Below are 25,164 nucleotides of genomic sequence, written 5' to 3'. Positions count from 1 at the left end.
CCTATGTTTCAGGGTTCAGAATTGAAATCGCACGATCTGCCAGTTCATTCGTTAAGCCAACCAAAGGACTCGTCAGCACCAGGTTTTCCCTGAGGTGACCATGCAGGTTATTTAAGGATTTATCGTCATCAATGATGACGAATTTCTCCCCTAAGTGATACTTTGAGGTATACCAGTTTAAAATTTCGTCTCTGCGATTTAAATTCAGTTCGTTAGTTGTAAGACGTTCAATTTTGATCACGTGTATACCTCTAAGATTAAATATATTGAACCACTCCGGAATACTGTATGTTGATTTATGAGATGTGGTCAGTAGTATCGTTGCGCCAGTTTTGAAAATGATTTTTTGAAGTGCATGTATTGATGTAGTACTGAATACCGGAAAACCATCATTCAGAAATTCAGGTCTTTTCCATGACTTTTCTGGAACCATTACGCCGTCTATGTCCAATAGGATTAGCATGATACAAATTTATGAAATATATTTATATAGAGATAATTAGTTTTAAGGTCTCTATATCTATTTGGTTATATTCTGCGTCTTTCCTGTTAAGATGCGATATTTTAAACTTTGTGTCCCAATCGTTTTCGTCAAATTCAATATCTTTCCAGTAATATGCTTTCGTTGCTGAAGTTTTGTGGCCTGGCACCCAACCAATCTGATAGGTCGTGATTAGAGAACTGATATATCTGTGATGACCATCTATGATCAGGTCATGGTCTAATTTGATTTCATTGAATTTTAAGCCATGCTGCATTTTCTGACATATTCTGTTTATTATTGGAATACAAAGGCGGTGATGTGTTGACGTTAAGGGTATTTCATTATTTCTAATGTAATCTTTGATGGATTTGCGTGTGATCTTTTCCAAAATAATTCAAATGATAGGTGAAGGAATTGAAGGCCTGTTAAATTTTCTGATTTTTTCCTTTAAAACTGGGGATTCTTTATCTAAATATTTCTTCGTTTATGACCCATTTTTTTTAATAAATATTTGGTTCATTTTTACATATAATAGCGTTTAACATAAGATCAAAATCAATTGTAATTTTATGCTATTCGACTGGGACCTGAAAAAATAGTCCATCTTCTCTCTGCTGATAAGATCTTTTTTCAAGATGAGCTTCCGCATCCTGAAAACAAAAAATTACCCTACCTTTGTTGCGTTCGGGATAAAAACCTGACAGGACTATGCAAAAGGATATAGAAATAACGATCGCTCCCAGCGATCTTGAAAAGGAAGCAGAGATTAAAAAATTGCTTTCAATAGCTTTAAAAACGGATGTTAGCCGTATCAACGGATATAAAATCCTGAAACGATCTATCGATGCGCGTTCGCGTAAGGTGATTTACAGGTTACAGGTGAAGGTATTTATCGATGAGCCTCTTTTGAATGAGGTTTTCACCGTTAACTATCAGGATGTAAAAGATAAAAAGCCCGTCATTATTGTTGGTGCCGGTCCTGCAGGACTATTTGCTGCGCTGCAGTGTATAGAAAATGGCATGAAACCTATTGTCCTGGAGCGTGGAAAGGACGTCAAGCAACGCAGGAGGGATCTTGCTTTAATCAATAAGGAAGGTATAGTCAACACCGAATCCAACTATTGTTATGGGGAAGGAGGTGCAGGAACTTATTCCGACGGTAAGCTTTATACCCGTTCCAATAAACGTGGCGATATCAATAAAGTACTGCAGATTTTTGTGCAGCATGGGGCTACAGAAGATATTCTTATCGATGCCAGGCCGCATATTGGCACCAATAAATTACCCCATATCATTACTGCCATAAGGGAAACGATCCAGAATGCGGGAGGGGAAGTTCGGTTTGACCAGAAGGTAACCGATTTTATTGTCGATTTTGGTAAGATCAAAGGAGTGGTGATCAATGGAGAGGAAAAGTTGCTGGCTGATGCCGTTATTCTGGCAACAGGCCATTCTGCGCGTGATATTTATACGTTATTAAATGATAAAGGCATTCTTGTAGAGGCCAAGCCATTTGCCTTAGGTGTCAGAATTGAACATCCGCAATCCATTATCGATGCTGCACAGTACCACTGCGATATCAGGAGTGAATTTTTGCCACCCGCATACTATAGCCTGGTGGAACAGGTGGGGAGCAGGGGCGTATTCTCCTTCTGCATGTGTCCAGGTGGTATTATTGCCCCATGTGCAACCCATGAAAATGAGATTGTGGTCAATGGCTGGTCGCCCTCTAAAAGAAATAATCCTTTTGCCAATTCGGGAACGGTGGTTCAGGTTACCCTGGAAGATGTTCCCGGTGAGAATCCTTTGCGGATGATGGAATTCCAGATGCAGATTGAACAGACTGCCTTTCAACTGGGAGGTGGCCATCTTGTGGCTCCCGGACAAAGAATGGTAGATTTTGTGGAAGGCAGGGTTTCAGCAGATTTGCCAAAAAACTCTTACCTGCCCGGAACAAACAGCGTGATGCTGAAAGAAACATTGCCAGATTTTGTGGCATCAAGTCTGAAGAATGCATTGCCGCTTTTTGGTAAGAAGATGAAAGGTTATTATACCAATGAAGCTATCCTTGTCGGTGTGGAAAGCAGAAGTTCATCACCGGTACGTATTCCGCGCGACAGGGAATCTTATCAGCATCCGCAGGTAGCGGGTCTGTATCCCTGTGCCGAAGGAGCAGGATATGCCGGGGGAATTGTGTCTGCCGCTATTGACGGGGTGAATTGTGCGAATGCCATCCTGAAATTTGGATAATTGATCTGGAATTGCAGTAATGGACATCTGGAAACCCGAAATTCCTTTGGCTGAGCCGAAAGCCCCACCGATGCTTATTATTTTGTGGGTACAGACTGCCGGTTAAACATTTTCGTTCTTGTTCTGTTAGTAAATAGAGACAACAATTTTTATGAATATGAAGAATACATTAATCATTGGCGCAACACCGAATCCGACCAGATATGCTTACCGTGCAGCACAGATGTTAAAATCCAGGGGACATGAAATTATCAATGTAGGGATAAAGAGTGGTGAAGTTGCCGGTGTAACTATCGAAAAACCGGGGGATATTCATAATGATGTACATACGATCACCTTATACATAGGTCCTGCATTGCAGGATGAGTATTTCGACTATATCGTGAAAACCAACCCTAAACGGGTCATCTTTAATCCGGGAACCGAAAACGATAAACTTGAGAACGTATTGCGTGAAAATGGGATAGAGCCTGTGGAGGCCTGTACCTTGGTGATGTTATCTACCGGGCAATATTAATAAGCGGCTGCCAGTCCTACAAAAACATCTCCCCAGTCTGCTTTACCTTTATTTTTTCCAAGGCGGACAATCACCAGGTTTTTTGCTGGATTGACATAAATGTATTGTCCTAGTATCCCCTGGGCCATGAAATCTCCCCTTTGGGTGGGCAACCACCATTGATATTGATAATAGGAGGCACTGCCTTTCGTGGTATCAACCTTGGTCGATTGTTTCACCCAGCTTTCAGAAACAATCTGTCTGCCATTCCAGTTTCCTTTATTCAGGTACAGTCTTCCTATTTTGGCGAAGTCCCTTGCCCGGGCATTGATACAGCAAAAGGTTTTCTCCATCCCATTTTTCTTTTTATCGGTACTCCAGCTTCCATCGTATTCCATACCCAAAGGCTGCCATAATTTTTCCTGCATATATTCCGTAATTGTCCTTCCTTTCAACACCCTTTCAAGGATTAATCCCAGGAGCTGCGGATTACCACTTACATATTCAAACTGCTTTCCGGGTTCTCTTTTTAGCTTAAGTTTGAGTAACGCTTTGCGCAGGTTTCTTCCATAATAGAAATTCGCCACTTCTCCGAAAGGATTGGCATAACCTTCATTAAAATCAATTCCTGAAGTCATTTGCAGGACATGCTCTATGCTCACTTTTTCAAAGCCATTTTTTTTCAGCTCGGGAATGTAATTGGTAATCGGTTCCTGAACAGATTTAATTAATCCCTCATCTATTGCACAGCCAATCAGAATTGAAGTCACAGATTTTGCCATAGAAAAGGAAGGAACAATAGAGGTCTTGTCATATCCTTTAAAATACTTTTCATATTGTATCGTATCATTATGGATTACCATAAAAGCTACAGTGTTATTGTCTTCCAGGTACTTTTCAAAAGGCACGGGCTCTTTTCCTTCTACAGTTATCTTTTTTGGCCCTTTTTCTTGTGCTGAAGTGTGAAATAAGAATTTTTCTCCGCCATGCTGAAGTGCGTGTGAAGGAAATTTCTTGTAATCATTGATATCTGCAAAATTGTATACGACGAAGCGGCTTACCTTACATGAATTGAATGTCATGAAGATCAGGAGGAGAAGAGTAGGTAGTTTACACTGATTCATAGTTTAAAGTATTTGCAAATAGGTTTGGCATGAATGCTTCTAAAATAATAAAAAGGATTCATTTCAAGTTGCTGGTGGGTGTTTTATTCAGCTGTCTGACAATGAATAGCTGTTGATGGAAACAATTTTATAAACTGTCCGCTTGTGATTTGGCTGTTTTAAGTAAAATAATTGTGAGTCTATTCTAATTTAGAAATGATATTTCTTTTTACTGGATAAATGCTGATAAAAAATCTTTAAATTACTTTTTTATCGCTAAACAGGTGGCTATTGCTTTTCTTTACAAATTAAATTCACGCTAAATTATAACTACGTTGAAGAACCCGGTATCATTTAAGTCGATCCTCTTCCTTATTCTTCTTATCGTCATATTGCTGCTTTCGGTATCGGGAATATTTCATCAGTTATATATTCATCGTGAAAACGGTTTGTTGGATTCGTTTTCCCTGTACACCAATGTCATATTACTGATTGTGGCTATTTTCCTGACCATTCTCGCATTTCAGTTTTACCAGATCAGGAAGAATACGGGGATTAATTATCAAAAAATATTTAATGGTAGTCCGTATGCAATTTATATCATGGAGAAGAAGACCCTGAATTTTCTTGCTGTAAATGTATCGATGAGCAAGTTATATGGGTATACGGAGAAAGAGTTTCTTGCGATGTCCGCTTTTGATATCCGCCCGGAAAGTGAAAAATTGCGTATCAAAGAATATCTGGAAAAATATGGGGAACTGACGAATGAGTCGGGTGTCTGGCTCCATCAAAAGAAGAATGGAGAGTGTTTTTATGTGCAGATTACTTTTCATTCTGTTCCTTTAGCGGAGAAAGAGGCTTTCCTGGTGATGGTGACAGATGTAAATCAATCTATCAATTATGAAAAGGAAATCAATGAGTTGCTTCATTTATACGAAACGGTCAATAAAGCTACCAATGATGTGATCTGGGATTATGATCTTGTTTCAGATAAGTTAAACTGGATGCCTGGCTATAAGGAAACGTTTGGTTACGAGATTGAGGCTGTACCCAACAGCTTTTGGGCGATGAATAAGATACATGAGGATGACCGGGAGGCTGCCGTGGCATCATTTAAAGAGGTGGTTGTCAAAAAAGAAAAAAGCTGGCTGGCCGAATACCGGTATATTTGTGCCGACGGATCTATTAAGTATATTGCTGACAGGGGTTATGTGATTTTTGATGATGCCGGGGAACCTATACGGATGATTGGCGCCATGCAGGATGTCAGCAGCCGAAAAAAATATGAACAACAGCTGCTTCACCAGAATGAACAGCTCAAAGAGATTGCATGGATCAATTCTCATCAGGTACGACGCCCATTAAGCAATATTCTGGGTTTGATCAATTTAATCAAAGGTACACATAATGGCAATGAGGAACTGGACCATCTGATTGACCTGCTTGGCAGTTCCTCCAAAGAACTTGATGATGCCCTGGTTAATATCAACCAGCAAGCCAAAGATGGAAAAATTGATATCGCTTCCTGAATGATCAACTGAAGACTTTTGTACGGAAGTAACAAGTTGATCCAAAAGAGGAGCAGGCTACATGGATACTTATTCAGAATGATCTATTTAATATACTGGCAGGAACCTGCTGCGGTTTGACCTGAAAAATTCTGGGGACTGGCCTGCTATTGCTCGACAACTGATCGGAGCGTGTTCGGGCAACTTGCGAGTATACCCCCACTTTCCTGCCAGCTGCTTCCCGGTAAAATCATAGGAAAACTGGGACTAAACTGGGACTCAAGTGGGACTGTACTGGGACTTTGACCGAGCAGTGTACGACGACTGTACGACGATGTTCAGCATCATGTCTTATCCTAATTATAATAGCTGTCTTCTCTTGTGATAACTATACAACGTTCATAATTAATTGTAAAATAGTTATACAGATAGAATTGTTATTCCTAAATGACTTATACAAGTGATCGTGTACAGGAAAAACTACACCGCTCTTCCTGCCTGGTTTCTCCTCTTTTTCCACTCGAAGTTCCTAGCCTAAGTTTCTGAGACAGCCATTTTTGGAACGAGACGAGATAATCCTGAATTGCTTAATTCCATTTTTTGTTGTCGTTTTAATCTGACAACCATTTGGAGCGAGACAAACGAGACAGGGGTGTCAAGTTTGGACAAGTTTGGACAGACTTGGACATTTATGGACATGGTCTTGGATTGTCCCTGCAAAATATCTAAGATTGCCTTTAGATAATTAATTATAAACTTTTTAAACAAAAAAAACAATGGGAGTATTTAAAAAAGGATTTCTACGTGGAATCATTGGTCCGGTGATCGTAAAAAAATTTAAAGACAAACAACAGGTAACTATTAAGCCCGACTACAAGAAAGTGAAGCAAACCCCAGCTACAAAGAATGCAGCAAACACCTTTGGGTTGGCAGGTTCGCTGAGTAAAAGCCTTAGGGATATATTTGACTATGAGTCAGATATAGTAATGGATGGGTCTGTCCATCATAGGCTCACTGCTACACTTGATAGCGCATTAATCCATAGTCGTGATCAATCGGACAGAAAGTTTTATTTTAGGGAAGACAGTTTCCACGCGCTCGAAGGATTTGAGTTCAATAGCAAACTTCGTTTGCGTAATAAGTTACCCGCAAAGGTGTTGGTATTGATGGAGCATGATGTACTAAGGGTCGCTTTTCCAAAACCAGAGCGCCCGCTGCTACTAAAATTCCCTGAAGGAGCTACCTCAGCCGAGCTTACTTTCAGCGTTGCATTTTTCCGTTTACATGAAGGATTAATGAGCAGAAAGGCCGTTAGGGAAGTGTTCAGGATTACCTGTCTGGATACTGACCTCCGTGGCCTGTCTAATGACTTTGCTATCCCCAGGGGCAGTTTTTGTGTATTGGCCATAAGTATCGAATACTTTAAAAGGTCCAGGCCAGTTGTTGATGATGGGCTAAACGCTTCATCAATTTATTGGGCACAGATTACTCCAGGGGTTTATGAAGAAGGAGGGGAGTTCTTATGGGCAGAAAATGGGCTGTATCTCTGAGGGGTACCTCCTTTTAAACGGCAGTTGCCAATTTCTGTGATGCTTGCGGAGGGGGAGGAATTTAGATAGGGCATTACAGAAAAATTAGTGAATGAACCCATGAAATGAAGTATTTTCCGGTTAACTGCTATCTTGCATTTAACCGGAAGTATTTCCTGCATAATGGTTATCTATCCTGCCTGAGCAGGTCATTCTTTTCCCTTTCTGTCAGGATCAACCGTTCATATAGTTCCCAGACCTTATCGATCAGCTTAAAGTTACACTTGAAACTGGAATGTCCCCCGTCATCGAAATAGTCGAGGAGCATCTGCTCATCGAAGTTTTCAATAATCTGTACCGGTACCTGCAAAGCCCTGGCTATTTTTCTAAGCATTTCTATGTCAATAGATTCACTCCTTTCCATTTTGGATATCGCCTGCTGGTTTAAGCCCAGGTCGATCGCCAGTCCTTCCTGTTTAATTCCCTTCAGTTCCCTTACCCGGGCAATTTTTCTGCCTATACTGTTTTTCTCTTCCATTGTTAAAAATATGGTGTTAAATAATCACTGTTAGTTCTGATTTATTGAGCGTTAAATGGATGGAGAGCGATTCATCAAAAGCGCGTTTTCTTTAGATAAGCTTAATCCACAACGTTTAGCTGGAATGTTGTGGATTAAGGCTTTAGCTCAGTCCAATAGCCTGGATTGTTCCGTAAGGTCTTCCTGAAGGAAGAAAAAGGGACGTTCTTTATTTCTACCGGGCATAATGATGTCGCAGGAATGGATACGGGTATGCCGGTAAACCTCTTTCTCCATGATGACATGGAGGAGTGTCTTTTCCTGGTGCCTGGGCTGGAATACCCGGATGTCTTCTTCGCCCAGTGCCCAGGCTATTTCCTGCAGTTCAATATCGGACTTTAGGGGAAACTGGAGCATTTCAATGGTATCCATGAAATCTGCCTCCCTGGCGATGATATGGGATAGTTGTGCGGTGGTGTAACCTTTGGCAATCCTTTTGAGGATGAGCCTGTAGATGAGTTCCAGGTAATATTTCTCGATGAGTGCAACGTTGACCATGGTGTTGGATTTAATGGTGGATAGTTTAAAATTTTGGGCATGGCATGGCCTGCAGGATGGAATCCTGGAGCAGATGCGGGTTAGAAATTTAGAAAATGTGAACATTAGGGGTAACTGGTTTCCATTCCGTCCTGAGAAAAAGAAAATTAACCTGATGGGCCGTTCCTGTTCAGGAGCAGATCATTCCTGAAATGAGTAAGAGATGCTGTGCAGAAGGTTCGAAGGACGGGGTTGTTGTCTCTGTTTTTCATTGCTTTAAGTTTATAAAGGCTTTAAAGCAATGAAAACTAAAAGAGGAACCAGGATATGGAGGCTCCCCGTGCGTGATTACACCTCCTGAGAAAGGGAGGGAACAATGTTCCCTCAAAACAAACCGCACGGAGAGCGCCCATGGTCCCAAACCCCGCAAAGGTAAAGAAACCGGGCATTCTATCATCCGTAACTTTGATTTGTTTTAAGATTCTCAGGTCTGCAATCACAAAGTTTCGTTGATTTAAATACCTATTAGGATTTAAAATCTGGTAATAAAGCTATCGCCTGATTACCACGTTGTAAATGTAACCACACCAAATCGTATAGAGTTAACAAAAAAATAAATATTTTTTCTGTCATGATTTCTGTGGGTAAAATCAAAATTTTTATACCCGTATAGGACAATGTCTGGCCAGGTATAGCATATGTCCTGTGTTCATCCTGTAAGTACTGGAAGTGTTCTGGGTTGCGAACCGGTTGGGAAAGGGCTGCTGTAGGGTGTTGGTAGGTAAGCCCTTCCCAATGCAGGACAATGCCAGAGCCAAGGCAAAGTGTGGCCAGGATATTTCTGCTTGTTTGTCCGAACATGGATATGTACCAGGCTTTGCACAGGAAACCATTGGCATGGCCCTATGAAGGAAAAGCCATGCTATTATATTATATACTCTCAGGCGCCTATTGCAGGTGGGGGATGTGGTAGCGCTAGATCCAGTATATATCAAAAGGGCAGGTCCTGTTGCTGTTTTTGCTGTGGAATGACGGTACCCTATTGTATCGCCAAAAAAATATAGCTGTCATACAATAAGTTAGCGGTGTGATACAATTAATTGTATGTAATTGTTTGCGGGCATGGATATTTTTCCTACTTTTGCATCCCGCTTCGGAGGAAGGGAAACAGTGCAGGAGATAAAGAAGAAGTAATTTGAAAGGCGTGTAAAGAATAGGAATCCGGTAAAGGTTTTATTTTTAAAGAGGAAGGTTTAAACTTCTTTCAGGATTTTAAAACCCTGGAAAATAAAAAAAATAAAAAGCTTGCCAGATCAAAAAAGATTTCTACCTTTGCAGTCCCAACAAAACGGGAGCCCGGCGGCGGATGTCGCAAGGAAACAAACAAGACTGAAACGATCAGAAGATCAGCTGGAATGCAGGAACAATAAGACCTGCGGGAAAGAAGAGAAGAGATCGCAACATATACAGGCCGCCGTGAGGTAAGTGCCGAGAAGTTCATTAAAGAGATGTCATTTATAAAACGTAAGCGGGGTAATCCTGTACAAGATCAAAGTACATGATCCGCATGGGTTTTTCAAGTTAGATCTGTCAGACAAATAAGAACAGATTATTATTAAATTAATTTATTAAGTTAAGAATGGTCAGCGTTCAAACACAACATTTTACAATGGAGAGTTTGATCCTGGCTCAGGATGAACGCTAGCGGCAGGCCTAATACATGCAAGTCGAACGATAGATTGGGGCTTGCTCTAATCGAAAAGTGGCGCACGGGTGCGTAACGCGTATGCAACCTACCTTAATCAGGGGGATAGCCCGAAGAAATTCGGATTAACACCGCATAAAATCACAGCACAGCATTGTGTAATGATCAAATATTTATAGGATTAAGATGGGCATGCGTGTCATTAGCTAGTTGGCGGGGTAACGGCCCACCAAGGCGACGATGACTAGGGGATCTGAGAGGATGACCCCCCACACTGGTACTGAGACACGGACCAGACTCCTACGGGAGGCAGCAGTAAGGAATATTGGTCAATGGAGGGAACTCTGAACCAGCCATGCCGCGTGCAGGAAGACAGCCCTCTGGGTCGTAAACTGCTTTTATTCGGGAATAAACCTCATTACGTGTAATGAGCTGAATGTACCGAAGGAATAAGGATCGGCTAACTCCGTGCCAGCAGCCGCGGTAATACGGAGGATCCAAGCGTTATCCGGATTTATTGGGTTTAAAGGGTGCGTAGGCGGCTTTTTAAGTCAGGGGTGAAAGACGATAGCTCAACTATCGCAGTGCCCTTGATACTGAAGAGCTTGAATGGACTAGAGGTAGGCGGAATGTGACAAGTAGCGGTGAAATGCATAGATATGTCACAGAACACCGATTGCGAAGGCAGCTTACTATGGTTTAATTGACGCTGAGGCACGAAAGCGTGGGGATCAAACAGGATTAGATACCCTGGTAGTCCACGCCCTAAACGATGAATACTCGCTGTTAGCGATACACAGTTAGCGGCTAAGCGAAAGCGTTAAGTATTCCACCTGGGGAGTACGGTCGCAAGATTGAAACTCAAAGGAATTGACGGGGGCCCGCACAAGCGGAGGAGCATGTGGTTTAATTCGATGATACGCGAGGAACCTTACCCGGGCTTGAAAGTTAGTGAATGGATTAGAGATAGTCCAGTCCGCAAGGACACGAAACTAGGTGCTGCATGGCTGTCGTCAGCTCGTGCCGTGAGGTGTTGGGTTAAGTCCCGCAACGAGCGCAACCCCTATGTTTAGTTGCCAGCACGTTAAGGTGGGGACTCTAAACAGACTGCCTGTGCAAACAGAGAGGAAGGAGGGGACGACGTCAAGTCATCATGGCCCTTACGTCCGGGGCTACACACGTGCTACAATGGATGGTACAGAGGGCAGCAAGCTGGCAACAGCAAGCGAATCTCCAAAAGCCATTCACAGTTCGGATAGAGGTCTGCAACTCGACCTCTTGAAGTTGGATTCGCTAGTAATCGCATATCAGCAATGATGCGGTGAATACGTTCCCGGGCCTTGTACACACCGCCCGTCAAGCCATGGAAGTTGGGGGTACCTAAAGTATGTAACCGCAAGGAGCGTCCTAGGGTAAAACCGATAACTGGGGCTAAGTCGTAACAAGGTAGCCGTACCGGAAGGTGCGGCTGGAATACCTCCTTTCTGGAGCAAGACTAACTACCCGTTTGCGTAAATGATATAAATGACAGTAAAATCTCAAAAAGACAACCCATAGGATGAAACATCAACATAGATGTTCTGCCTACTGAAAGTTAAGACAAATAGTCCCGTAGCTCAGTTGGTTAGAGCACTACACTGATAATGTAGGGGTCAGCAGTTCAAATCTGCTCGGGACTACATTAGTTATATCTTACGGGGGATTAGCTCAGCTGGCTAGAGCGCCTGCCTTGCACGCAGGAGGTCAACGGTTCGACTCCGTTATTCTCCACCATCACCGGTATCTGATACAAAAGATACAGAAATAGGTAAACCGGAAGGAATACCCGGGATAGAAAAGTTCTTTGACATATTGGAAGAAGTTAATAAAGAAGAGCAAACAACAATAGAGACGTTGTTAGCACTTAGGGAAGTAACCATGGATGAGCAATCATCACTGGGAACTGATCAAAAAGGTTAACAACATTAATAAAAAAGCATTTCCATAGGCGCAAAAGGCTATGGAGAGAAGAAAGTAAGAAAGAGTACACAGGGGATGCCTTGGCTCTCAGAGGCGATGAAGGACGTGATAAGCTGCGATAAGCTTCGGGGATTAGCAAATATGATTTAATCCGAAGATTTCCGAATGGGGCAACCTGGCTGATTGAAGATCAGTCGCACTGCGGTGCGCAAACCTGCCGAACTGAAACATCTAAGTAAGCAGAGGAAGAGAAAATAATAATGATTTCCTAAGTAGTGGCGAGCGAACGGGAAAGAGCCCAAACCAATATTGTTACGGCAATGTTGGGGTTGTAGGACTACGATGTGGTATTAATGAATTGAAGTGGAACAGGATGGGAAGCCTGGCAGTAAAGCGTGAGAGCCGCGTACACGTAAGAGACATTAGCCTAGTAGTATCCTGAGTACCGCGAGGTCGGAGACGCCTTGTGGGAATCTGCCGGCACCATCCGGTAAGGCTAAATACTCCTGAGAGACCGATAGTGAACCAGTACCGTGAGGGAAAGGTGAAAAGAACCCCGAACAGGGGAGTGAAATAGAACCTGAAACTGTGTACTTACAAGCGGTCGGAGCGTCCAGGTGGCGTGACGGCGTGCCTTTTGCATAATGAGCCTACGAGTTACTCTTCTCTGGCAAGGTTAAGTGTTTAAGACACGGATCCGAAGCGAAAGCGAGTCTGAATAGGGCGTATAGTCAGGGGAGGTAGACGCGAAACCTTGTGATCTACCCATGGACAGGTTGAAGGTGCGGTAACACGTACTGGAGGACCGAACCGATAAACGTTGAAAAGTTTCCGGATGATCTGTGGGTAGGGGTGAAAGGCTAATCAAACTGGGAAATAGCTCGTACTCCCCGAAATGTTTTTAGGAACAGCGTCGTGGTAGAGTTTGATAGAGGTAGAGCTACTGATTGGGTGCGGGGGAGTCAAATCCTACCAAATCCAGACAAACTCCGAATGCTATCAAATATACACGGCAGTGAGGCCCGGGGTGCTAAGGTCACGGGCCGAGAGGGAAAGAACCCAGACCATCAGCTAAGGTCCCTAAATTACTACTAAGTTGAACTAACGAGGTGCGATTGCACAGACAGCTAGGATGTTGGCTTGGAAGCAGCCATTCATTTAAAGAGTGCGTAACAGCTCACTAGTCGAGCGATCGTGCATGGATAATAAACGGGCATTAAGTAGTATACCGAAGCTATGGGTAATATTTATATTACGGTAGGGGAGCATTCCAGCGGCAGCGAAGTTATGACGTAAGTTGTGGTGGAGCTTCTGGAAAAGCAAATGTAGGCATAAGTAACGATAAGGCAGGCGAGAAACCTGCCCGCCGAAAGGATAAGGTTTCCTGATCAACGCTAATCGGATCAGGGTTAGTCGGGGCCTAAGGAGAACCCGAAGGGGAAATTCGATGGACAACTGGTTAATATTCCAGTACTTTTTATAACTGCGATGTGGGGACGGAGTAGTGACACTGCCGCGATCTGACGGAATAGATCGTTAAAGACTGTAGGTATTAGGGAGGTAGGCAAATCCGCCACCCTAGCTGAAAGTCGATAGTACCGCGAGGCTTCGGCTAAGTGGATAGCGCAGGTAATCAGACTTCCAAGAAAAACCGCTAAGCTTCAGGTTATAAAAACCCGTACCGCAAACCGACACAGGTATCCGGGAAGAGAATTCTAAGGCGCTCGAGTGAATCATGGCTAAGGAACTCGGCAAAATGGCCCTGTAACTTCGGGAGAAGGGGCGCTGGCAGCAATGTCAGCCGCAGTGAAAAGGCCCAGGCGACTGTTTAACAAAAACACATGGCTTTGCAAAATCGAAAGATGAAGTATAAGGCCTGACACCTGCCCGGTGCTGGAAGGTTAAGAGGGGATGTTAGTCGCAAGGCGAAGCATTGAATCGAAGCCCCAGTAAACGGCGGCCGTAACTATAACGGTCCTAAGGTAGCGAAATTCCTTGTCGGGTAAGTTCCGACCTGCACGAATGGTGTAACGATCTGGGCGCTGTCTCAGCCATGAGCTCGGTGAAATTGTGGTCCCGGTGAAGACGCCGGGTACCCGCAACGGGACGGAAAGACCCCATGCACCTTCACTACAATTTAACATTGACATTGGATACAGGATGTGTAGGATAGGTGGGAGACTGTGAAGCGGCATCGCCAGGTGTTGTGGAGTCAACGTTGAAATACCACCCTTTCTGTATTCGGTGTCTAACCCCTTTAGGGGGGGACATTGTTTGATGGGTAGTTTGACTGGGGTGGTCGCCTCCAAAAAGGTAACGGAGGCTTTCAAAGGTAAGCTCAATACGCTTGGTAACCGTATGAGGAGTGCAATAGCATAAGCTTGCTTGACTGTGAGGCAGACAAGCCGAGCAGGGTCGAAAGACGGATATAGTGATCCGGTGGTTCTGCATGGAAGGGCCATCGCTCAAAGGATAAAAGGTACGCTGGGGATAACAGGCTGATCTCCCCCAAGAGCTCATATCGACGGGGAGGTTTGGCACCTCGATGTCGGCTCGTCACATCCTGGGGCTGGAGAAGGTCCCAAGGGTTCGGCTGTTCGCCGATTAAAGTGGCACGCGAGCTGGGTTCAGAACGTCGCGAGACAGTTCGGTCCCTATCTGTTGTGGGCGTAGGAATTTTGAGTGGGGCTGACCTTAGTACGAGAGGACCGGGTTGGACTAACCTCTAGTGAATCTGTTGTTCCGCCAGGGGCATTGCAGAGTAGCTACGTTGGGAATAGATAAGCGCTGAAAGCATCTAAGTGCGAAACTAGCCACGAGATGAGAATTCCATATAGGACCGTAGCAGACTACTACGTTGATAGGTTACAGATGTAAAGGTGGCGACACCATAGTCGAGTAATACTAATCATCCGAAGCTTTCAAGAGCAATACACTGTTGTTTGTTCTTCACACTAACTTCTTTCAATAACATGTCATTGTTTGAGAGCAGGAAGATTCCGAAAGGGATCATCCGAATCTAAAACATATTTAACATATTGTATGCGCGAGCGCATAAAAACAAAAGCACAGCGTAAAAGCTGTACGGTAAAGACATTTAGGTGCCTATATCGGTGGTGTCCACCTCTTCCCATTCCGAACAGAGAAGTTAAGCCCACCAGAGCCGATGGTACTGCGGTAACACGTGGGAGAGTAGGTCGGTGCCAAATCTTAAAGAGAGCCTTTCAGGAAACTGAGAGGCTTTTCTTGTTTACAGGGGTTTTGTACCTGTGCATTGATGATTGATACAGCAGGCTGTTCATATCGACACTAACAATGGAAAAGGTTTTCTCTTTCAATTGCTTATCTCTTTATCTGAGTAATAAATGAGTAGTAAGACGTTTACCTGGAGTGATTTTGTTTTGGTTTATATCCTCTTTTTTAGTGTCAATACAATTACGTGAAAATCGGACTTACGTCTGATCTCGAGAAGTATATTTCTTCCATCCCTTGATTTGAATAATTCTATTAAATCGTTGAGCGTATAGGCGATCACATCCCTAAAGTCTACTGCGATAATTTCATCTTCAGGTTGTAAACCTGCTGTTTCTGCTGGTGAACCCTGTTCAATTCTTCCAATGAAATACCTTTTAACCTTTTTATCATTGGTATAGATCTCTATCCCCGCCATATCGTGTTCAAATTTTGGGGAATGCGTATACGCCCTTTTTAAATACATAACCTCAGCGCCATAATCAAAGGTTACTGTAAAGTTTTTTAAAAGATCAGCACCTATACTTCCATTTCTGTTGGCACCTTCTAAATCAGACATTTCTTTGTGGTAAGTTGGAAATCCGGTTAAAACATGGTTAAAGGAAAAACCATCTATATGAACAGTATCAATCCTTCCTATTGCGCCATTGATAATACCATTGATACCTACGCCCAGGTTCGCTGAGATCACGCTATCAGGAAGAGGAAATGGTGCTTGTTTAAATGATTCTAGGGTCATCGCATGACTTGAACCATTATCGATCAGCATATGTAAGTCTGTCTTGCCCAGTTGTGGAGTTTCAATAGACATGTTGATATAGGGTTTGGCATTTTTCAGGACGATGGGGATTTTTGTCCCTTTGATTTTCTTTAAGGTTCCTGGCTTATAAAAAGTAAGGGTACCATGGTTGTAATTTATTTTGACCTGAAAGCTGTTAAAAAAATAATACCCCAATATGCCTGAAATATGTACACCAAGGTAATTGGATAAATTGAAAATATCTTCTGTAAATATAGCTGTGGGAATTCTGCTGATCTTCGCTTTACCAATACGCACATTCAAATCTCTGGTGAGTATGGCATCTATGCTTTCTCCAAATCCATAACCTTGGACTTTAATGGTTTGATATTTTTCGAGTTGATAGTTTTTTAGGAAGGTCGTGTCAGTAATAATCATTTGGGCAACGCCAGTATCAAGTAAGAAATTATAGGGGCCTTTTTGGTTGATATATATAGGAATGACAATTAAATTTTGTACCATTTTAAAGTCTAGCGTGTACTTTTTCCTTTTCCCCTCAAATTCAAATTTCTGCGCATGTATCTGGTTGATATAGATGAAGCAAAAAAGTAGACAGAAAAGAAACCGCTGAATTCTAGAGGGAGATGTTTTCATGGCACCATTTATTTTTCCAGTATATATCATGAACCATACTGACTGGCAGTAAACTCCTGGTTGGAAAAAGATCTATATCTGGCTAGGTTTCCCTATGAATAAATATACGAAATATAAATGCCCACAGCTTAGTTAGCTGCCTATTTTAATCATTATAGTTGAGTTCTGGTATTTTTGACTATCTTTGGACATTAATAAAGACAATTCAACTATCAGGCGGATGATTTGATAGTTCAAAATATTTAGGTGCCTATATCGGTGGTGTCCACCTCTTCCCATTCCGAACAGAGAAGTTAAGCCCACCAGAGCCGATGGTACTGCGGTAACACGTGGGAGAGTAGGTCGGTGCCAAATCTTAAAGAGAGCCTTTCAGGAAACTGAGAGGCTTTTCTTGTTTCTGAGTGAAAATAATTTTTCAAGCTAAGCAATTTAAATATATAATTTTGATGTGAAACATCCTGTTTTGTATTAGAGAAAAATTTAGGTAAATTTGTTAAAGGCATAAAGAAAAATATTATGATCGCTGTAGAATTATCATTTGGACAATTAAAAGATGCGGTGAAAAGATTATCACCTTCTGAAAAACTGGAATTTAGTGATGTAATCTGGGCTGAGGACATTGCTCTACCTGTAGAGCATCAGAATATCGTTAATGAAAGAATCTCTGAGTATAAATCTAACCCGGATATCTTATTAGATTGGAGTGTTGTTTCAAAAGAGCTTAAAGGTTAATTAAAATAATGCTATCTTATAAAATTAAGATCTTTCCGGAGGCTTTAACAGATATCCAAAAAACAACATATTGGTATAATCAACAATCTTACGGACTAGGTACACGTTTTTAGAAACAAGTAATCAACCAGATAAATAAGCTAAGTAAAACTGCTGAGATTTATACCGTCCGCTATAAAGAAGTGAGATGCATGGTAATAAGGAAATTTCCATTTATGGTCCATTTCTTACTCGAGAATGAAACCGTTCTGATTTTTGCGGTTTTACATACAAGTCGAAACCCAAAAATATGGGAAACTTTGGGCGAAAGATAATTATGATATATTTAATAGCTAATGAGGGCCAAAATCAATATGAGTTTCTTCCAACAGCGTTGTGTCTGGGACCAAATAAAATGGTGCTCAGATATGTCACATTATTGCTGTGTATTTTAATTTACACCCCCTGTAATTTGAATATATAATTTTGATGATTCCCGTATTTTTTCAATTAATACCAAAAAGAATATAGCTAGTTTTGTCGCCAGAAATTGACAACAAATGAAATTAGCAATTAATGGTTTTGGCAGGATCGGCAGGATATTTTTACGTGCCGCACTGGAAAAAAACATCGATGTAGTCGCCATAAATGATCTTGCAGATCCGGAAACACTTGCCCACCTTTTTAAATACGATACGGTTCACCGTGGCTTTAAAGGTGATGTGAGTTCTACCGATGACGCAATTGTTATTAATGGCAGGAGGATAAAGGTTTGCAGAGCGTCTCAGCCCGAACTGTTGCCATGGAAAACTTTAGGGATAGACCTTGTTTTAGAGTCTACCGGAAAATTTACCACAAGGACTGGTGCAGAAAAGCATCTGAAAGCCGGAGCTAAACAGGTGCTCATATCCGCCCCGGCAGATAAAGATATTCCAATGTATGTACTGGGGGTGAATGATGAGGTAATTGACCTGAGTTCCAGCCTGATTTCAAACGCCTCCTGTACGACCAACAACGTTGCGCCGATGGTGAAGATCCTGGATGACCACTGGGGGATTCTGGATGGATATATCACTACAGTACATTCAATGACAGGCGACCAGAGTCTGCATGATGCACCGCACAAAGACCTGAGAAGGGCGAGGGCAGCATCAGCATCGATCATCCCTACAAGTACTGGTGCAGCCAAAGCGATCACCAATATTTTCCCTCATCTGGAAGGTAAACTGGGCGGGGCAGGGATTCGTGTTCCTGTATTAAATGGCTCCCTTACCGATTTTACCTGTATCCTCAAAAATCCAACCACTATTGAAGAGATCAATGCGGCCTTTAAAGCTGCTTCAGAAAATGAAATGAAGGGAGTGCTTGAATATACTGAAGATCCTATTGTTTCTGTTGATATTCTGGATAATCCGCATTCCTGTATTTTTGATGCACAGCTAACTTCTATTGTGGGCGACCTGGTGAAAGTAGTGGGCTGGTATGACAATGAATCGGGGTATTCTGCCCGGCTGGTAGATTTGGTGCTGAAGATTACGAATAATAATGATAAGGATTACGGACTTTTATAGACCCGGATTGCAAAATTATGCTTAGCATTGTAATAGTTTAATATGATTAAAGTAATCACTCAGGAGGAAACCTTCCCGCTACGTAGTGCTGTACTCAGAAAGGGTGCAAGTTACGATAAATGTATTTTGCCGACTGATGGGGCAGCGGGAATCTTCCATCTTGGAGGGTATGCAGGAGAACAACTGGTCGTTGTTGGTACTTTCTTCCCGGAGGATTATCCCGGAAAAGGCCCCGGTGGCATTAGGTTAAGGGGCATGGCCACAGCTCCTGCTTTTGCCGGTAAAGGATATGGTGCAGCACTGATTAATTTTGCTGCCGCCCAACTTTTGGCAGATGATGCTGTTTATATATGGTGTAATGCAAGAGCGGCAGCGGTGGGTTTTTACCATAAGCTCGGTATGGAAGTGGTGTCCGCTGAATTTGATGTTCCTGGCATAGGCCCACATTTTGATATGCTGATGTTATTAAAAAAATAGGAAGCTTTTATTTCATTAAAAAGATAGATAAACTAATAATTAGATAGATGAAGACAATAGACCAATGCAATTTTAAAGACAAAAAAGCGCTGATCCGGGTAGATTTCAACGTACCACTGGATAAAGAATTCAACATTACTGATGATAAAAGGATGCGTGCAGCATTACCTACCATCACTAAAATTTTAAACGATGGTGGATCAGTAATTTTAATGTCCCACCTGGGTCGTCCGAAAGGCGGTCCGGAGGATAAATACTCTTTGAAACATATCTTAGGTGACCTGTCAAGAATGCTTGATCTGGAAGTGAAATTTGCGGCTGATTGTATTGGTGCGGAAGCGGAAGAAAAAGCAGCGAACTTAAATCCTGGTGAAGTTTTATTGCTGGAGAACCTGCGTTTCTACAAAGAAGAAGAAAAAGGTGATAAAGATTTTGCTGGTAAACTGGCAAAATTAGGTGATGTATATGTGAATGATGCTTTCGGTACTGCCCACCGTGCACATGCCTCTACAGCTATCGTGGCCGAGTTCTTCCCTGAAGAGAAATATTTTGGCTACCTGATGGCTGAAGAGTTGAAAAATGCAGAGAAAGTAAACCATGGTGCCGTGAGACCTTTCACTGCAATTATGGGTGGTGCTAAGGTTTCTGATAAAATTCTTTTGATTGAAAGCCTGCTGGATAAAGTTGACAACCTGATTATTGGTGGTGGTATGGCTTATACTTTCGCTAAAGCACAGGGTGGTGAAATCGGTACTTCCTTATTGGAAGCAGATAGAATGGAACTTTGCCTGGAACTGCTTGAAAAAGCTAAAGCTAAAGGTGTAAAATTACTTTTACCCCTGGATACCGTGATTGCTGATAAGTTTGACAATGACGCAGAAAAAGGTAACGTGGATAGCGGTGCAATTCCGGCTGACTGGATGGGATTGGATATCGGCCCTAAAACTATTGAGTTGTTCTCTTCTGTCATTAAAGATTCTAAAACTTTATTATGGAATGGCCCGATGGGTGTTTTCGAAATGACAAGTTTTGAAGTAGGTACACGCGCTATTGCTGATGCTGTGGTTGCTGCAACGAAAGATAATGATGCATTTTCATTAATCGGTGGTGGTGATTCAGCTGCTGCAATTGCTAAATTTAACCTGGAAGATGAAGTGAGTTATGTTTCTACCGGTGGTGGTGCATTATTGGAATATATGGAAGGTAAAGAACTTCCAGGTGTGAAAGCGATCAATGATTAATTGATTTTTTATATCGTATAAAAGGGAATTCGTTCCTTTGGAAAAGCCACTTTTAGTGGCTTTTTTTTATACCATTATTTTTATAAACACCACAGGTTTGTTGAGGAATAACTGACCCAAATTTGATGTTTACAAGAGTATGGCACTCCGATGTGATCATTGCCCAATCTTAAACCTGTCCAGGATAAGGATATTCAGGAGCCTGCAGATTTGTACGTACCTGTAGGAAGAAGTAAAGCCCCGATAGGAGAAATCTTTATTTCCGGAACGTATTGAAAGCAAGCTTTTTAAGTGTTTCCCGAAAATAATAATGTGGTTTTCCTGTTTAATTCATTTTTCTTGAGCACAGGCCATTCCTTGTATATCTCCGGCTTTCATGATCATAAATTCAGTAAAATCCTGCTTAATTCCCCAGCAGGGGCAGATTCTTCTCCAACCCGTTTTATCCTGGAATGGGGAAAATATTGGACATTTTGCATGTTGATAACTTTTTTGTGGTAGATTGTGGTAAAAAGTGGTAGAAGTACCTATTTTTACACTACATAAAATGTGTACATACTATAATGGTGCAACTGTTGGGAGAATTCGATTGTAAATTGGATGCGAAAGGCCGCTTAATGGTTCCTTCCGGTCTGAAAAAACAATTGCCCAGTGTTGAACAAGAAGGGTTAGTAGTGAACAGGGGGTTTGAAAAGCACCTGGTGATCTACCCGAAAAAAGTATGGGAAGGTATAGTTGAAGAGTTGAGTAAACTGAACCAATATGAGAAAAAAAATCGGGAGTTCATCAGATTTTTTACCCGTGGTGCGATGGAATTGACACTGGATGCCTCGGGAAGAGTGAATCTTCCCAAGTCATTATTGGAATTTGCAGGCATCAATGGGGAGGTGGTACTCGCGTGTCAGTTTGACAAAATTGAATTGTGGGCTAAAGAGGCTTACGATAGTTTACTGGATAGTGAACCGGAAGATTTTGCTCAGCTGGCTGAAGAAGTGATGGGAAATAAAAACAGGGGGGAAGATGGAAAATAATTATCATGTACCGGTACTTTTAAAAGAATGTATGGAGGGCTTGAATATCAAACCTGATGGGGTATATGTTGATGTTACCTTTGGTGGCGGTGGTCATTCGAGAGAGATTTTAAAACATTTGGGGAAAAATGGAGTGCTGATCGCATTCGATCAGGATCCTGATGCGCAAAGGAATAAGATTGATGATCCGCGTTTCCGGTTTGTAGACCAGAACTTCGCTTTTCTTAAAAATAACCTCCGTTTATTGGGTTACAAACAGGTGGATGGAATTCTGGCCGATTTAGGCGTTTCCTCACACCAGTTTAATGAACCCGACAGGGGATTTTCTACAAGGTTTGAATCTACCCTGGATATGCGTATGGATAAACAAGGCAAGCTTACTGCTGCCGATGTTTTAAATACCTATACCGAAGATAAACTGCATAAGATCTTTGGTATTTATGGGGAGGTGAAAAATGCGAAATCATTGGCGAAGGCAGTGGTGACCTGGAGAGTGGGACAACCGATTGTGACTTTGGCCGATTTTAAAACTGCTGTTTCAGCACATATTCCGAAGGGAAAAGAAAATAAATATATGGCGCAGGTTTTCCAGGCATTGCGTATTGAGGTGAATGCCGAGATCGATGTGCTGGAAAGTTTCCTGGTTCAGACCGCCGAAGTGCTGAATGAAGGCGGGCGACTGGTGGTGATGTCTTACCATTCGCTGGAAGACAGGCCTGTAAAGAATTTTATTGCCAAAGGGAAAATCAGGGGTGAAGCGGATAAGGATTTCTTCGGAAATGAAGAGAAGCCTTTTAAAGCGATTACCCGTAAAGCTGTGATGGCTGAAGAGGAAGAACTGGAAAGAAACAGCAGGTCGAGAAGTGCAAAACTGAGGATTGGAGAAAGGATATGAATAACCAGTTCAGGAACGACATAGAGGAAGAAGAGGAGGAGTTACTGGACGAACCGGTAATTAAACTGAAGGAGCCTAAAAAAGAAAATGAAAGTGTTAATATTTTCTTTAAAAAGCTTTTTGTGGATGGTGTGGTTTCTAAAGAAGCGGCGACAGCAATGTTGCCTTTTCTGGTTTTCCTTTCGCTGCTGACGATGTTGTATATCGCCAATAGCCATATGGCAGTGAAGAATATCAGGGATATTGATAAACTGAGCAAGGAAGTTAAAGAGCTGAGTTGGGAGTATAAATCACTGAAGGCAGATTTGATGTTTAGAAGCAAACTGACTGAGGTGGCTAAAAAAGTAGATACGTTAGGAATTAAGGAGCTTACGGAGCCCCCTAAAAAAATAATCATAACGAGTGATGAATATTAGAGCTAACATATTATTACGGGTGTATTTGTCCTTCGGACTGATTGTACTGCTTGCCGTGGCGGTATTGGTCAGGTTATGCGATGTGCAATTTGTAGAGGGACATAAGTGGCGTGCCATGGCCGATAGTCTCTCTACAAAGTATGTCAATGTGGAGGCAGCCCGTGGTAATATTTATTCTAATGATGGTAGCCTGTTGGCTACATCGGTACCGGAATATGAACTGCGTATGGATACCTATGCAGGTGGAATTGCCGATGACCATATTTTCAATAGTAAGGTGGATTCACTGGCCATGAAACTGTCGCAGTTTTTTGGCGATAAAACACCGAAGGAATATTCCCGTACCCTGCGTGGAGCCAGGAGGGATAGTGTAAGGTACCTGCTGATTAAACGAAAAGTGAATTACCAGGACCTGAAGGTGATCCGCAGTTTTCCTTTGTACAATATTGGCAAGTATAGCGGGGGACTGATGGCTATTCAGCAGAATAAACGGATCCTTCCTTTTAAATCGCTTGCCGCACGTACCATAGGGTATAAGAATGAAAATGTGGCCAATAGTGTGGGACTGGAAGGTGCCTATGGTAACTACATTAACGGGGAAAGTGGAAAACGTCTGGTACAGCGTATTGCCGGTGGCGTATGGATGCCCGTGAATGAAGAGGCGGAAATTGCCCCTAAGGAAGGTGCCGATATTATTTCCACCATTGATATCAATATGCAGGACCTGGCACAAAGTGCACTGGAGAAACAGCTGATTAAAAGTGATGCTGACCATGGGACAGTGATACTGATGGAGGTGGCCACGGGAGAGGTTCGCGCAGTGGCGAATTATACAAGGGAGAGTGAAGGGGTGTACAGGGAGAAGTTTAATTATGCCATTGGCGGAAGCCAGGATCCGGGCTCTACTTTTAAACTGGCCTCTTATATGGCTTTACTGGAAGATGGAAAGGTAGATACCAATACCATGGTGGCTACAGGAGATGGTACCTATAAGGTATTCAGGCATACCATCAGGGATTCGCACGGAGGTATTGGAACAGTGACCGTGAAAAGGGCTTTTGAAGAATCTTCCAATACTGCTGTGGCCAAACTGGTGTATGCCCATTATAAGGATAATCCAAAGGAGTTTACAGATCATTTATACAATATCCATATGAATGAACGGCTGGGATTACAGATTCCGGGAGAAACAAAACCGGTGATTAAAAATCCCTCGTTTAAATCATGGAGCGGTTTGACGCTGGCACAGATGGCTTATGGTTATGAAATGCAGATTACCCCGCTGCAAATTTTGGCGTTTTATAATGCCATAGCAAATGATGGCAAATATATCTCCCCGATTTTTGTGAAGGAAATCCGCCGCCTGGGGAATCCTATAGAGCAGTTTCATGCCCGCGTGATCAGTGAGCAGGTCAGCTCTCCGAAAACCGTGAAGAAACTGCAGGAAATGCTGGAAGCCGTGGTAACCCATGGTACAGGTAAGCTGATGGGATCACCATTTTACAGGGTAGCCGGTAAAACGGGTACTGCACAGGTGGCCGATGGGAACAGGGGCTACAGGGCAAAGAAGAGCTATCAGGCTTCCTTTTGCGGATATTTTCCGGCAGATAAGCCGAAGTATTCTATCAATGTGGTGATCAATGGCCCTAAAAACGGGTATTATGGAGCTACAGTAGCTGGTCCGGTGTTTAAAGAGATTGCCGACCGTATTTATGCGAGTGACATACAGATGTATAACAATGTAACTGACCACCTGGTTGGCAATACGAAAAGTCCGGAAGCTAAAGCGGGACAGAGTAAAGCGGTGAAGAAGGTGTATAAGTCTTTAGGGATTAAAACATTGTATGCCGCCAAGTCGGATTATTTTAACAGTGTCGATACCAGTAACGGGATCGTTTACGAAGAGTATAGTTCCGTAAAAGGATTGATGCCAAATGTAGTAGGAATGGGATTGAAGGATGCCTTGTATCTTTTAGGGAACGGAGGGTTAAAGACCCATGTGACCGGCAGCGGAAAAGTGATCTATCAGTCGATCGCTGCAGGGACTAAAATTGGAAAAGGTTTATTGGTTGATTTAGAATTGAGATAA

General features: G+C 42.5%; 20 protein-coding genes, 2 tRNA genes and 4 rRNA genes. 19 read left to right on the top strand and 7 right to left on the bottom strand.

Features of this window, described 5'->3' with window-relative positions; genetic code table 11:
• Position 1: 1 nt before the first annotated feature.
• Entirely contained in the window at positions 2-463 is a 462-nt protein-coding gene (locus tag ACSBL2_RS21420; protein ID WP_442588598.1) for an HAD domain-containing protein, read from the bottom strand.
• Between the two features lie 22 nt (positions 464-485).
• Positions 486-758 (bottom strand): hypothetical protein, encoded by a 273-nt coding sequence (locus ACSBL2_RS21415; protein WP_442588597.1) that lies wholly within the window; start codon positions 756-758, stop codon positions 486-488.
• Positions 759-1,192: 434 nt separating this feature from the next.
• Here ACSBL2_RS21415 and ACSBL2_RS21410 point away from each other — a divergent pair, with 434 nt between their 5' ends.
• Together ACSBL2_RS21410 and ACSBL2_RS21405 are read left to right on the top strand one after the other, a co-directional pair.
• Positions 1,193-2,734 carry an NAD(P)/FAD-dependent oxidoreductase gene (locus tag ACSBL2_RS21410; protein ID WP_442588596.1) on the top strand — a complete coding sequence of 514 codons (1,542 nt, stop codon included), beginning with the start codon at positions 1,193-1,195 and terminating at the stop codon, positions 2,732-2,734.
• Between the two features lie 157 nt (positions 2,735-2,891).
• A complete protein-coding gene (locus ACSBL2_RS21405; RefSeq protein ID WP_442588595.1) occupies positions 2,892-3,251 on the top strand; it encodes a CoA-binding protein in 360 nt (119 codons plus the stop codon).
• Here ACSBL2_RS21405 and ACSBL2_RS21400 read toward each other — a convergent pair.
• Complete coding sequence (locus ACSBL2_RS21400) at positions 3,248-4,354, bottom strand: serine hydrolase domain-containing protein (RefSeq protein WP_442588594.1); 1,107 nt, start codon at positions 4,352-4,354, stop codon at positions 3,248-3,250. The two genes, ACSBL2_RS21405 and ACSBL2_RS21400, sit on opposite strands and share 4 nt — an antisense overlap.
• Positions 4,355-4,668: 314 nt before the next feature.
• Here ACSBL2_RS21400 and ACSBL2_RS21395 point away from each other — a divergent pair, with 314 nt between their 5' ends.
• Together ACSBL2_RS21395 and ACSBL2_RS21390 are read left to right on the top strand one after the other, a co-directional pair.
• Positions 4,669-5,862, top strand: coding sequence for a PAS domain S-box protein (locus ACSBL2_RS21395; protein ID WP_442588593.1), 1,194 nt, complete (start codon positions 4,669-4,671; stop codon positions 5,860-5,862).
• A gap of 755 nt (positions 5,863-6,617) precedes the next feature.
• Positions 6,618-7,391 (top strand): hypothetical protein, encoded by a 774-nt coding sequence (locus ACSBL2_RS21390; RefSeq protein ID WP_442588592.1) that lies wholly within the window; start codon positions 6,618-6,620, stop codon positions 7,389-7,391.
• A 166-nt stretch (positions 7,392-7,557) separates the two neighbouring features.
• Here the strand turns inward: ACSBL2_RS21390 and ACSBL2_RS21385 are convergent, their stop codons facing one another.
• Entirely contained in the window at positions 7,558-7,908 is a 351-nt protein-coding gene (locus ACSBL2_RS21385) for a helix-turn-helix domain-containing protein (protein WP_442588591.1), read from the bottom strand.
• Positions 7,909-8,055: 147 nt separating this feature from the next.
• Complete coding sequence (locus tag ACSBL2_RS21380) at positions 8,056-8,445, bottom strand: hypothetical protein (protein ID WP_442588590.1); 390 nt, start codon at positions 8,443-8,445, stop codon at positions 8,056-8,058.
• Here ACSBL2_RS21380 and ACSBL2_RS21375 point away from each other — a divergent pair.
• On the top strand, positions 8,426-8,635 hold the full coding sequence (locus tag ACSBL2_RS21375) for a hypothetical protein (RefSeq protein WP_442588589.1): 210 nt from the start codon (positions 8,426-8,428) through the stop codon (positions 8,633-8,635). The two genes, ACSBL2_RS21380 and ACSBL2_RS21375, sit on opposite strands and share 20 nt — an antisense overlap.
• Before the next feature lie 314 nt (positions 8,636-8,949).
• Here the strand turns inward: ACSBL2_RS21375 and ACSBL2_RS21370 are convergent, their stop codons facing one another.
• Positions 8,950-9,285, bottom strand: a complete 336-nt coding sequence (locus ACSBL2_RS21370) for a hypothetical protein (RefSeq protein WP_442588588.1) — start codon at positions 9,283-9,285, stop codon at positions 8,950-8,952.
• Positions 9,286-10,090: 805 nt separating this feature from the next.
• Here ACSBL2_RS21370 and ACSBL2_RS21365 point away from each other — a divergent pair.
• The 5 genes from ACSBL2_RS21365 (at position 10,091) to rrf (ACSBL2_RS21345) (ending at position 15,297) form a co-directional block, all read left to right on the top strand.
• Positions 10,091-11,613, top strand: a 16S ribosomal RNA gene (locus ACSBL2_RS21365).
• 121 nt (positions 11,614-11,734) lie between these two features.
• A tRNA-Ile gene (locus tag ACSBL2_RS21360) sits at positions 11,735-11,808 on the top strand.
• A gap of 17 nt (positions 11,809-11,825) precedes the next feature.
• Positions 11,826-11,902 (top strand) — tRNA-Ala (locus ACSBL2_RS21355).
• A gap of 234 nt (positions 11,903-12,136) precedes the next feature.
• Positions 12,137-15,015: ribosomal RNA gene (locus tag ACSBL2_RS21350) — 23S ribosomal RNA — on the top strand.
• A 170-nt stretch (positions 15,016-15,185) separates the two neighbouring features.
• Positions 15,186-15,297 (top strand): 5S ribosomal RNA (gene rrf, locus ACSBL2_RS21345).
• 197 nt (positions 15,298-15,494) lie between these two features.
• On the opposite strand, the gene ACSBL2_RS21340 is transcribed toward rrf (ACSBL2_RS21345), so the two are convergent.
• Complete coding sequence (locus ACSBL2_RS21340) at positions 15,495-16,601, bottom strand: aspartyl protease family protein (protein WP_442588587.1); 1,107 nt, start codon at positions 16,599-16,601, stop codon at positions 15,495-15,497.
• A 374-nt stretch (positions 16,602-16,975) separates the two neighbouring features.
• Between ACSBL2_RS21340 and rrf (ACSBL2_RS21335) the strand changes: the two genes are divergently transcribed.
• From rrf (ACSBL2_RS21335) to ACSBL2_RS21295, 9 genes are all read left to right on the top strand, one after another.
• A 5S ribosomal RNA gene (rrf, locus tag ACSBL2_RS21335) occupies positions 16,976-17,087 on the top strand.
• The 16S, 23S and 5S rRNA genes sit together here with 2 tRNA genes alongside, the layout of an rRNA operon.
• Before the next feature lie 162 nt (positions 17,088-17,249).
• On the top strand, positions 17,250-17,465 hold the full coding sequence (locus ACSBL2_RS21330) for a hypothetical protein (RefSeq protein WP_442588586.1): 216 nt from the start codon (positions 17,250-17,252) through the stop codon (positions 17,463-17,465).
• Positions 17,466-18,004: 539 nt separating this feature from the next.
• The gene (gene gap / locus ACSBL2_RS21325; RefSeq protein WP_442588585.1) at positions 18,005-19,015 is read left to right on the top strand and encodes a type I glyceraldehyde-3-phosphate dehydrogenase; all 1,011 of its coding nucleotides are present in this window, start codon (positions 18,005-18,007) and stop codon (positions 19,013-19,015) included.
• Positions 19,016-19,057: 42 nt separating this feature from the next.
• Positions 19,058-19,492, top strand: coding sequence for a GNAT family N-acetyltransferase (locus tag ACSBL2_RS21320; RefSeq protein WP_442588584.1), 435 nt, complete (start codon positions 19,058-19,060; stop codon positions 19,490-19,492).
• 47 nt (positions 19,493-19,539) lie between these two features.
• Positions 19,540-20,733, top strand: a complete 1,194-nt coding sequence (locus tag ACSBL2_RS21315) for a phosphoglycerate kinase (protein WP_442588583.1) — start codon at positions 19,540-19,542, stop codon at positions 20,731-20,733.
• Positions 20,734-21,296: 563 nt separating this feature from the next.
• A complete protein-coding gene (gene mraZ, locus ACSBL2_RS21310) occupies positions 21,297-21,764 on the top strand; it encodes a division/cell wall cluster transcriptional repressor MraZ (RefSeq protein ID WP_442588582.1) in 468 nt (155 codons plus the stop codon).
• Complete coding sequence (gene rsmH / locus ACSBL2_RS21305) at positions 21,754-22,659, top strand: 16S rRNA (cytosine(1402)-N(4))-methyltransferase RsmH (RefSeq protein WP_442588581.1); 906 nt, start codon at positions 21,754-21,756, stop codon at positions 22,657-22,659. The genes mraZ and rsmH overlap by 11 nt, the downstream gene beginning before the upstream one ends.
• The gene (locus ACSBL2_RS21300; RefSeq protein ID WP_442588580.1) at positions 22,656-23,075 is read left to right on the top strand and encodes an FtsL-like putative cell division protein; all 420 of its coding nucleotides are present in this window, start codon (positions 22,656-22,658) and stop codon (positions 23,073-23,075) included. The genes rsmH and ACSBL2_RS21300 overlap by 4 nt, the downstream gene beginning before the upstream one ends.
• Positions 23,065-25,164, top strand: coding sequence for a penicillin-binding protein (locus ACSBL2_RS21295; protein WP_442588579.1), 2,100 nt, complete (start codon positions 23,065-23,067; stop codon positions 25,162-25,164). The genes ACSBL2_RS21300 and ACSBL2_RS21295 overlap by 11 nt, the downstream gene beginning before the upstream one ends.

The organism is Pedobacter sp. AW31-3R (genome assembly GCF_052180285.1).
Lineage (GTDB): Bacteria > Bacteroidota > Bacteroidia > Sphingobacteriales > Sphingobacteriaceae > Pedobacter.
This window is presented reverse-complemented; position numbering and strand designations above follow the sequence as displayed.

What these genes read in the sequence shown, in the direction of transcription:
- mraZ (WP_442588582.1), top strand. Translation starts at nt 21,297, where the DNA reads ATGGTGCAACTGTTGGGAGAATTCGATTGTAAATTGGATGCGAAAGGC.
- rsmH (WP_442588581.1), top strand. Translation starts at nt 21,754, where the DNA reads ATGGAAAATAATTATCATGTACCGGTACTTTTAAAAGAATGTATGGAG.
- ACSBL2_RS21300 (WP_442588580.1), top strand. Translation starts at nt 22,656, where the DNA reads ATGAATAACCAGTTCAGGAACGACATAGAGGAAGAAGAGGAGGAGTTA.
- ACSBL2_RS21320 (WP_442588584.1), top strand. Translation starts at nt 19,058, where the DNA reads ATGATTAAAGTAATCACTCAGGAGGAAACCTTCCCGCTACGTAGTGCT.
- ACSBL2_RS21385 (WP_442588591.1), bottom strand. Translation starts at nt 7,908, where the DNA reads ATGGAAGAGAAAAACAGTATAGGCAGAAAAATTGCCCGGGTAAGGGAA.
- ACSBL2_RS21410 (WP_442588596.1), top strand. Translation starts at nt 1,193, where the DNA reads ATGCAAAAGGATATAGAAATAACGATCGCTCCCAGCGATCTTGAAAAG.
- ACSBL2_RS21400 (WP_442588594.1), bottom strand. Translation starts at nt 4,354, where the DNA reads ATGAATCAGTGTAAACTACCTACTCTTCTCCTCCTGATCTTCATGACA.
- ACSBL2_RS21330 (WP_442588586.1), top strand. Translation starts at nt 17,250, where the DNA reads ATGATCGCTGTAGAATTATCATTTGGACAATTAAAAGATGCGGTGAAA.
- ACSBL2_RS21315 (WP_442588583.1), top strand. Translation starts at nt 19,540, where the DNA reads ATGAAGACAATAGACCAATGCAATTTTAAAGACAAAAAAGCGCTGATC.
- gap (WP_442588585.1), top strand. Translation starts at nt 18,005, where the DNA reads ATGAAATTAGCAATTAATGGTTTTGGCAGGATCGGCAGGATATTTTTA.
- ACSBL2_RS21405 (WP_442588595.1), top strand. Translation starts at nt 2,892, where the DNA reads ATGAAGAATACATTAATCATTGGCGCAACACCGAATCCGACCAGATAT.
- ACSBL2_RS21380 (WP_442588590.1), bottom strand. Translation starts at nt 8,445, where the DNA reads ATGGTCAACGTTGCACTCATCGAGAAATATTACCTGGAACTCATCTAC.
- ACSBL2_RS21370 (WP_442588588.1), bottom strand. Translation starts at nt 9,285, where the DNA reads ATGTTCGGACAAACAAGCAGAAATATCCTGGCCACACTTTGCCTTGGC.
- ACSBL2_RS21340 (WP_442588587.1), bottom strand. Translation starts at nt 16,601, where the DNA reads ATGGTACAAAATTTAATTGTCATTCCTATATATATCAACCAAAAAGGC.
- ACSBL2_RS21295 (WP_442588579.1), top strand. Translation starts at nt 23,065, where the DNA reads ATGAATATTAGAGCTAACATATTATTACGGGTGTATTTGTCCTTCGGA.
- ACSBL2_RS21415 (WP_442588597.1), bottom strand. Translation starts at nt 758, where the DNA reads ATGCAGCATGGCTTAAAATTCAATGAAATCAAATTAGACCATGACCTG.
- ACSBL2_RS21375 (WP_442588589.1), top strand. Translation starts at nt 8,426, where the DNA reads ATGAGTGCAACGTTGACCATGGTGTTGGATTTAATGGTGGATAGTTTA.
- ACSBL2_RS21420 (WP_442588598.1), bottom strand. Translation starts at nt 463, where the DNA reads ATGCTAATCCTATTGGACATAGACGGCGTAATGGTTCCAGAAAAGTCA.
- ACSBL2_RS21390 (WP_442588592.1), top strand. Translation starts at nt 6,618, where the DNA reads ATGGGAGTATTTAAAAAAGGATTTCTACGTGGAATCATTGGTCCGGTG.